Annotated in this window: 9 protein-coding genes and 1 pseudogene; 7 read left to right on the forward strand and 3 right to left on the reverse strand. The window is 71.8% G+C overall.

What is annotated here, in order from left to right; all coding sequences use genetic code 11:
• Nucleotides 1-168, forward strand: a 168-nt coding sequence (locus tag BFF76_RS34140) for a carboxymuconolactone decarboxylase family protein (RefSeq protein WP_244167356.1), incomplete at its 5' end; no start/stop codon positions are given.
• Nucleotides 169-301: 133 nt separating this feature from the next.
• Here BFF76_RS34140 and BFF76_RS27710 read toward each other — a convergent pair.
• Nucleotides 302-1,189 carry an NAD(P)H-binding protein gene (locus tag BFF76_RS27710; protein ID WP_065849304.1) on the reverse strand — a complete coding sequence of 296 codons (888 nt, stop codon included), beginning with the start codon at nucleotides 1,187-1,189 and terminating at the stop codon, nucleotides 302-304.
• A gap of 54 nt (nucleotides 1,190-1,243) precedes the next feature.
• On the opposite strand from BFF76_RS27710, the gene BFF76_RS27715 reads away from it, so the two are divergent.
• Nucleotides 1,244-1,840: a TetR/AcrR family transcriptional regulator gene (locus BFF76_RS27715; protein WP_065849305.1), complete on the forward strand. Its 597-nt coding sequence runs from the start codon at nucleotides 1,244-1,246 to the stop codon at nucleotides 1,838-1,840.
• A gap of 218 nt (nucleotides 1,841-2,058) precedes the next feature.
• Here the strand turns inward: BFF76_RS27715 and BFF76_RS27720 are convergent, their stop codons facing one another.
• A complete protein-coding gene (locus BFF76_RS27720) occupies nucleotides 2,059-2,925 on the reverse strand; it encodes an LURP-one-related family protein (protein WP_053929932.1) in 867 nt (288 codons plus the stop codon).
• Between the two features lie 72 nt (nucleotides 2,926-2,997).
• On the opposite strand from BFF76_RS27720, the gene BFF76_RS27725 reads away from it, so the two are divergent.
• From BFF76_RS27725 to BFF76_RS27745, 5 genes are all read left to right on the forward strand, one after another.
• Nucleotides 2,998-3,420 carry a hypothetical protein gene (locus BFF76_RS27725; protein WP_031094688.1) on the forward strand — a complete coding sequence of 141 codons (423 nt, stop codon included), beginning with the start codon at nucleotides 2,998-3,000 and terminating at the stop codon, nucleotides 3,418-3,420.
• A 115-nt stretch (nucleotides 3,421-3,535) separates the two neighbouring features.
• The gene (locus tag BFF76_RS27730; protein ID WP_053929933.1) at nucleotides 3,536-4,183 is read left to right on the forward strand and encodes a DUF3105 domain-containing protein; all 648 of its coding nucleotides are present in this window, start codon (nucleotides 3,536-3,538) and stop codon (nucleotides 4,181-4,183) included.
• Between the two features lie 80 nt (nucleotides 4,184-4,263).
• The gene (locus BFF76_RS27735) at nucleotides 4,264-4,827 is read left to right on the forward strand and encodes a DUF305 domain-containing protein (protein ID WP_381824698.1); all 564 of its coding nucleotides are present in this window, start codon (nucleotides 4,264-4,266) and stop codon (nucleotides 4,825-4,827) included.
• 181 nt (nucleotides 4,828-5,008) lie between these two features.
• The gene (locus tag BFF76_RS27740) at nucleotides 5,009-6,307 is read left to right on the forward strand and encodes a phytase (RefSeq protein ID WP_053929934.1); all 1,299 of its coding nucleotides are present in this window, start codon (nucleotides 5,009-5,011) and stop codon (nucleotides 6,305-6,307) included.
• A 64-nt stretch (nucleotides 6,308-6,371) separates the two neighbouring features.
• Complete coding sequence (locus tag BFF76_RS27745; protein ID WP_031094681.1) at nucleotides 6,372-7,628, forward strand: ROK family protein; 1,257 nt, start codon at nucleotides 6,372-6,374, stop codon at nucleotides 7,626-7,628.
• Between the two features lie 54 nt (nucleotides 7,629-7,682).
• Here BFF76_RS27745 and BFF76_RS27750 read toward each other — a convergent pair.
• A pseudogene (locus BFF76_RS27750) lies at nucleotides 7,683-7,916 on the reverse strand (xylose isomerase); the annotation flags it as partial.

The raw sequence follows: 7,916 nt of genomic DNA on the forward strand, positions 1-7,916 counted from the left end.
CGCAATGGCCTCGGCCCCCGGGAGATCGGGGCCGCGCTGCTGCAGGCGGGGGTCTACTGCGGCGTTCCCGCGGCGAACGCGGCCTTCGCGGTGGCCGAGCGGGTCCTGACGGAGATGGAGGGGTCGGAGCGGATGAGCCGGGGGCCGGGCGGGGATCGGGCGGAGTGACGGTCCTCCCGTACAGACGCGTGGACGTGCATGTCGGTGGCTGAGCCTGCCGCGCCCAGCACATCCCCGAGGTGGGGGCCGGGGCGACACCGGACCGACGCCGCGGCCTGGGCGCAGGCCGCGGTCCAGGAGGTTACGAACCTTCCATGAACGCGGTGGCGTGATCAGCGGCCCACTGGTGAAACGTTCGCGGCGCCGTCCCGAGGATGTCCGCCACCTCGGTCGTGACGTACGCGGGCTGCCCGACCGCCGCGCTCCACGCGGCGAGCAGCATGTCGACGACCGAGTTGGGCGCCGCGCCCTCCGACAGGTTCCGGAACTCGTCCGGCGTCATCTCCTCGAATGCGATCCGGTGCCCGAGGGTGTCACCGATGACGCCCACCTGTGCGGCCTGGGTCAGCGACTCGGGGCCCGTAAGGACGTAGTCGCCTCCGACGTATCCGTTCTGATAGAGCGTCCGCGCCGCGACAGCTGCGACGTCGCGGTCGTCGACCGGCGCCGTCTCGGCAGTGCCGTGGGGCCACCGGACGACCTCGCCGGCCCGGATCGCGGGCGCCCACCAGGCCAACGAGTTCGACGCGAGCATCCCCGGCCGGATGATCGTCGACTCGACTCCGGTGGCCGCGATGAGCCGCTCGATGTCGGCGTGCAGTACCGCCATGGGATTGGGCTGCTGAAAGAGGGGGTGCGGCGTCTGGTGTGGGGATGAGAGGAAGACGACCCGCCGTGCGTGGGACGCCAGCCGCTCGACGACTGCCGCGGCGGTCCGAGGCGGGGCGGTCCAGACGAGGAAGACCGCACCGGCGCCCTTCAACGCCGGGTCGAGCGACTCGGGCACGGTGAGGTCGCCGGTGAAGACCTCGACCTTCGTCGGCATCGTCGTCGCAGCCTCGGATCTATGGGTGAGGGCGCGAACCGGCACGCCCGCGTCCAGGAGTTGGTCGATGACCACGCGGCCGACCCGGCCCGTCGCCCCGGTTACGAGCACAGGAGAGATATCTGTCTGCTTCACACCACTCATGGAAACGTTACTAGGTTAAAAAAGCAACTCGGTAACAAATGTTACGGTGGTCGGATGAACAAGCCGACGGGACTGCGGGCCCTCAAGAAGGAGCGGACGCGCGACGCCATCGGTGACGCGGCCGTCTCACTGTTCCTGGAACATGGCTTCGACCACGTCTCGGTCAACGACGTCGCCGCGGCGGCCGAGATCTCCAAGCCGACTCTCTTCCGCTACTTCCACACCAAGGAAGACCTGGTGTTGCACCGGTTTGCGGACCATCAGGGCGAGGCTGCTCGCGTCGTGCGCGACTGCGGGTCCGGTATCAAACCGGTGACGGCGCTGCACCGGCACTTCCGGGCCGGACTCGATCGACATGACCCCGTCACCGGCCTCAATGATCACCCTGAGGTGATGGCGTTCCATCGACTGGTGTTCACCACACCGAGCCTGGCGGGACGGCTCACGCAGTACCAGCTCAAGGACGAGGAGGCACTGGCGGACGCCTTCGGCGAAGGCATCCGGGCGCGCCTGCGAGCCGCCCAGGTACTCGCGGTCCAACGGGTGCTCGCCCGGACCAACTGGCAGAGGATCGCAGACGGTCGAACCGCCCACGACGTCCATCCCGAGGCCGTAGCCGATGCCGACCAGGCATTCGGCCAACTGCGGTGACAGGTGAGGCTCCCGGTTGCCTACGGCGATGAGGGCGCGGCCGGACGACTCCCCGTCAGGTGGCCGGTGGCGACGTCCGTGCCCGTCGGACGCCAGCCACAGCAGCACTCCGTCGCCGACGAGCGCGGACTTCCGCGGGCAGGAGGAGACCCGCCCCGGCGGCATACGAGGAGGCACCAGCACGGCATGCCGGCCGCGGGACCGGCCCTGCCCGAAGATCAGCCGAAGCCGCGGGCGTCCTGCTTGAGCGCGGTGTCCACGGTCAGGGCCGTCGCCACGACGAGGCTCAGCAGCGGTTCGGGCAGCTGGAAGTGGATCTGCAGCACGTAGTTGTCCGCAGTGGTGAACATGGTCTTGGCCAGGCCTTCCCAGGTCTTGGTGATCCTGGCGATCTCGGCGCCGCTGTGGTCGACGATGGCGAAGTTCCAGGCGCGCCAGTTCTCGGCCTTGATCGTTCCGACCTGCCGGCCGTCGACCGTCATCGCGAAGTTGATCTTACCGATGGCGTTCTGCTGGACGATCTCCCCGACGGGCTGTCCGTCCGGACGCTGCACCACGACCCGGGACTTGATGAACTTCGCCGGGCGGGTGAGGAGCAGCTGCGGCTGCCCGTAGGCGTCGCGGATCTCCAGGCGGTGGGTGAGGTACTGGTCGATACTGGAGACGAACCGGAGCACCTTGCGCAGGCCGCTCTGGCCGACCTGGGCGACCGAACCGACGGTGTTGCCCTGCTGGTCGAAGACGCTGTACTCGTTCGTGAGCTCGATCAGCTTGGCCTTCTGGTTCACGACCAGGACCTGTTGATTGAACAGCGAGCCGCCACCGGGGGCACCCTGCTGAGGGACGGCCTGCGCGGGGGCGGCCTGCTGCGGGGCGAACTGCTGTTGCGGCACTGCGGCGTGCGGCTGACCGGCGTACGGCTGAGCGGCCTGCGGCTGGGCGGTTGCCTGAGCCTGGGCGGGCGCCTGCCCCTGGGCCGGGTGCGTGTGCTCGGTCCACCGGGAACCGTCCCAGTAGCGCAGCAGCTGGGGTGCGCCATGAGGATCCGGATGCCAACCCGCAGGTACGTTCGATTGCGTCGTCACCGGGGCACAGTATCCTGCCGAGCTGCGGGGCCAAACTCATTGAACATTCACACACCATCTACGATGGCGGCGATGACCAGAGTGAGCGGGTGGACGGACGGGCGACGGGGCTGCACCGCCCTGCCCGTCACCCTGGGCTGGGCACTGATGCTCGTGGCGGTGATCCTCTGCTGCTCCCCGGCCACCACGGCCTCACCCGGGGCCGAGGCCTCCCCCGTGACCGGCGCCAGGGCCTTCACCCCGGTGGCGTCGGAGGCCGCGTCGGTCGTCGTGGCCAACGCTCCCGACGAACGCGGAATCGGCAGCTCCTGCCACGGCACGGCGGACCACTCGACGGCGGTCGTGCTGACCGGCCATCCCGCTCCCGCAGCCCTGCCCTGCCCCTCGGCGGCGCTCCGGACGGTCCCGCTCACCGGCGCCGCCGCCATCAGGGGCCCCTCGAACGACAGCGTGGGCGCTGTCGACCCACTCCGTCTGCAGGTCCAGCGGATCTAGGCCGCCCGGACCCGTCCTCCGCGCCGCCGGCGCGCCGGGGGCGGGACATCCGTGTGCCCTTGCCACCGCGTGGCGCGCCTTCCGCGCACGCGATCCGCTGAACCCGAGGACAGACATGGCTTCCGCCAAGAACCAGAACAGCTCCGCCGCGCGCCGCGCCAAGCTCGAGGAGGCCCGCCGCAAGGAACGGGCCCGCGAGCGGCGCAGCCGCATCATCACCATCACCGCGGCCGTCGTCGTGCTCACCGGCCTCGTGGCCGGAGGCGGCTATCTGGTGTCGGCCGCCGACGAGCAGGACAAGGCCGAGGAGCAGGCCAGGACTTCGCCCGTCACCGGCGAGAAGTCCTGGGGCGACCTCGACCAGGACCACGTCCAGACGCCCGTCGACTACCCGATGAACCCGCCCGTCGGCGGTGACCACAGCCCGGTGTGGATGAACTGCGACGCGGACGTCTACACCGCGGCGATACCGAACGAGAACGCCGTCCACTCCCTGGAGCACGGCGCCGTCTGGGTCACGTACAACGACAAGGCGAAGGACGCCGACGTCGAGGCGCTCTCCGAGCGTGTCGCCAAGACGCCCTACTCCCTGATGAGCCCCGTCGCCGGCCAGAAGGACCCGCTGATGCTCAGCGCCTGGGGCAAGCAGCTCACGGTGAAGAGCGCCACCGACGCCCGCGTCGCACAGTTCTTCACCAAGTACGTCCAGGGCGCGCAGACCCCGGAGCCGGGCGCCGCCTGCTCCGGCGGGGTCGCCAAGTGACCTCGCCCGCGCGCGTCCCCCGGTCGCTGGTGTGGGCGGGGGCCGTGGTGTTCGTCGTGGCCGTGGGGCTCGTGCTGCTCATGGTCGTGCGGCCCTCCTCGGCCTCCTCGCCCGGCTCCGGCGCGCCCGGTGCCGTGCCCGCGGAGAGCTCTGCCGATGTGGGCTTCGCCCGGGACATGTCGGTCCACCACCAGCAGGCCGTGGAGATGGCCTTCGTCGTCCGGGACCGCACGGACGACGAGGACGTGCGCCGGCTCGCGTACGACATCATCAACACCCAGGCCAACCAGCGCGGCATGATGCTGGGCTGGCTGGAGTCCTGGGACAGGCCCAAGAGCTCGGACCGGCCGCCGATGGAGTGGATGGGCCACCCGGTCACCCCGTCCGACGGCGCCCTCATGCCGGGCATGGCGACGGACGCCCAGCTGGACCGGTTGCGCGCGGCCGGGGGCAGGGAAGCCGAGGTCCTGTTCCTGGAACTGATGACCGTGCACCACCGCGCGGGTGCCGACATGGCGCAGGCGGCGGCCGGCGAGGCGGGCACGGACGAGATCAGGGGTCTGGCAGCGGGCATGGCCCGGGCCCAGGAGTCGGAGATCTCGCTCATGGCGGACATGCTGAAGGCCCGGGGCGCACAGCCCTGAGCCCCGCGGGCGGGGGACGGGCCGGGTCCGGTGGCGGACGTCGCCGGACCTGCCCTCCCCCGCGAATTCACCTGGCGCCCGCGTCCTGCTCACGGATGCGACACCGGGGCAGCGCCCCTTCGTCCGACACTTCCTGACGAGTCATGGACATGTCCCTCTCACGACAGGAAGCATCGTGCGCATGCACCGCTCCCCTCGCCTGGCGGCCACCGCTCTCCTCGGCACCGCACTGATCACTCTGGTCCCGCTGTCCCCCGCGCACGCACGGTCGCTGCCGTCCGTCGGCGCGAGGGCCGAGACGGCCGCGCTGTACGACGACGAGGCCGGCGGCAACGCCAACGCCGACGACCCCGCGATCTGGCGCAACGACGCCGACCCCGGTCGCAGCCTGGTCGTCGCCACCGCCAAGGAGGGCGGGCTGCGGGTCTACGGCCTCGACGCGTCCCTGGTCCAGACGATTCCGGCCCCGGCTCCGGCGACGGAGGACGACGCCCCGGGCAGGTTCAACAACGTCGACCTGCTGACCGGGCTCCGCACCCCGTCCGGCCGCGCCGATGTGGCCGTCGTGAGCGACCGGGGCAACGACCGCCTGCGTATCTACCGTGTGGACCCCTCCCGTCCCGGCGGCCCGCTGAAGGACGTCACCGATCCTGGCGCCGCCCCGGTCTTCTCGTCCGGCCAGTCCGAGATCAACGAGCAGCGGACCGCGTACGGTCTCGCCGCCTGGCAGGACCGGTCCACCGGGCGTTCGTACGCGCTCGTCAGCCGGCGCAACACCACGGACCTCGCGCTGCTGGAGCTGCGGCCGACCGCGGCGGGCACGGTGGGCTACCGCCTGGTGCGCACCCTCTCGCTGCCCTCGTCCTTCCGGCTTCCGGACGGCACCTCGTGGACGCCGTGCGGCGAGCCGGGTGAGCTGCCCCAGGTCGAGGGCATGGTCGTCGACCCGGACGACGGCACGCTCTACGCCGGGCAGGAGGACGTCGGCATCTGGCGGCTGCCGGCCGGGCTGACCGGGCGCCCGGTCCTGGTGGACAGGGTGAGGGAGTACGGCGTCCCCGGCACGTACGACCCGGAGACCGAGGAGTGCGCGCCCGGCAGCGACCCGGGCTTCGGCGGCAAGCGGCTGGCGGCCGATGTGGAGGGCCTGACCCTCTTCCGTGAGTCCGGCGGCGACGGCTACCTCATGGCGTCCGGCCAGGGCGACGACACCTTCGCCCTGTACGACCGCGAGGTCTCCGAGGGCAACGAGTACGAGGGCGGCTTCCGCGTCACCGCCGTGTCGGCCGACCTCGACGGCAGCGAGGAGTGCGACGGCGCCGCCGTGCTCAACGAGCCGCTGGGCGCCCGCTATCCGCACGGGCTGCTCGTGGTCCAGGACGGACACGAGACCTCGGCGTCGGGCAGCGAGGAGGGCCGTGAGGCGACCGGCTTCAAGTTCGTCGACCTGCGCGACGTGACGGACGCGGCGGACATCTAGCCCGGGGGCCGGGCCCGCACCGCGAGCCCTGTCGCTTACGGCATCGCATAGGCTCGTCGGCGATATGAAGAGCTACCTCGCGCCCCTGGGGTCCAAGGCCGACAAGGACACCGTGCGACGCCACAACCTGAGCCTCGTGCTGCGCGCCGTACGGGACGAGGGCGAGAGCGGTGAGGCGACCCGGGCCGGGGTGTCGGCCCGGGTCGGGCTCACCCGGGCCGCGGTGTCCTCCCTGGTCGAACAGCTGCTGGACAGCGGCTTCGTCACCGAGTCGGGCAAGACGTTCAGCGGTCAGGCGGGGCGCCCCGGTACGGCGCTGAAGGTGGCGCGCACGGGGCCCGCCGGGCTCGGCGTGGAGATCAACATCGACTACGTGTCGGTGTGCGTGGTCGATCTGGCGGGCACCGGACGGGTACGGCAGACCGAGCACCTGGACAACCGCGGCGCCCCGCCGGAGGAGGTCCTGGCACGGGCCGCGGGGATCGCCGCGCGCACCCTGGACTCGGCGCGGGAGCAGGATCTGTCCCCTGTGGGTACGGCGCTCGCGCTGCCCGGGCTCGTCTCGGGCGGCTCGGTGCGCCAGGCGCCGAACCTCGGCTGGAACCAGGTCGCGGCCGAGGAGATGTTCGCACGGGCGCTGGCCGGCCTGCGTCCCGGCACGGCAGCGCTGCCGGTGCGCTCGGAGAACGAGGCCAATCTCGCGGCGCTGGCCGAACTGTGGTTCGGCGGGCTCGACACGGTCCGCAGCTTCCTCTACCTGACGGGCGAGATCGGTGTCGGCGGCGCCCTGGTGCTCGACGGCGAACTGCTGCGCGGCGCACACGGTTTCGCCGGTGAGATCGGGCACGTGGTGGTGGACCCGGAGGGCCCGGAGTGCCGCTGCGGCTCCCGCGGCTGCCTGGAGCAGTACGCCGGACAGTCGGCCCTGCTGCGCGCGGCCGGCATCGACGAGGCCGCGGGCGGTGCCGCGGGAGTGATGGAGCTGGAGCGGCGGGCGCAGGCGGGTGACCCCGTGACGCTGGCCGCCGTGGCCGACGCCGGCCGGATGCTGGGACAGGTGCTGTCCGGGGCGGTGAACCTGTTCGATCCGGACGCGGTGGTGCTCGGCGGGATATACCGCGGCCTGATGCCATGGCTCTCGCCGCCCGCCGACGAGGAGCTGACGGGGCGCGTGGTGTCCGGGCTCTGGTCCCGGGGCGGCGGCAGGCTGCGTGCGTCATCCGTCGCGGGTGACGCGGCGCGGGGCGCGGCGGCGCTGGTGGTCCAGGACGTGCTGGCCGATCCGGTCGCGTACGCCGGGCCGGCAGCGGCGGACGTCTGACGGCAGGGGTCCCGGTGGTGGCTCACCGGGACCCCGGCCGGTGGGTGTGGTGGGTCAGCGGACGCCGAGGAGGTGTTCCATGGCGAGCTGGTCGAGGGCTTCGAAGGCCATGGAGCGTTCCGCTGCTGCGGTGGTGTCGAAGTCCTCGTAGGCGGAGGTGTCGGCGAGGAGTGCCTTGAGGCCGTCGTCGGCGGTGGGCCGGGCGAGTTCGTGGAGGCGGGAGGCGGTGAGTGCTTCCTGGACGGCGGGGTCGGCGCGGAAGGCGGCGGCGCGGTCCTTGAGGATGAG

This window comes from Streptomyces mutomycini (assembly GCF_001700505.1).
GTDB classification, from domain to species: Bacteria; Actinomycetota; Actinomycetes; order Streptomycetales; family Streptomycetaceae; genus Streptomyces; species Streptomyces mutomycini.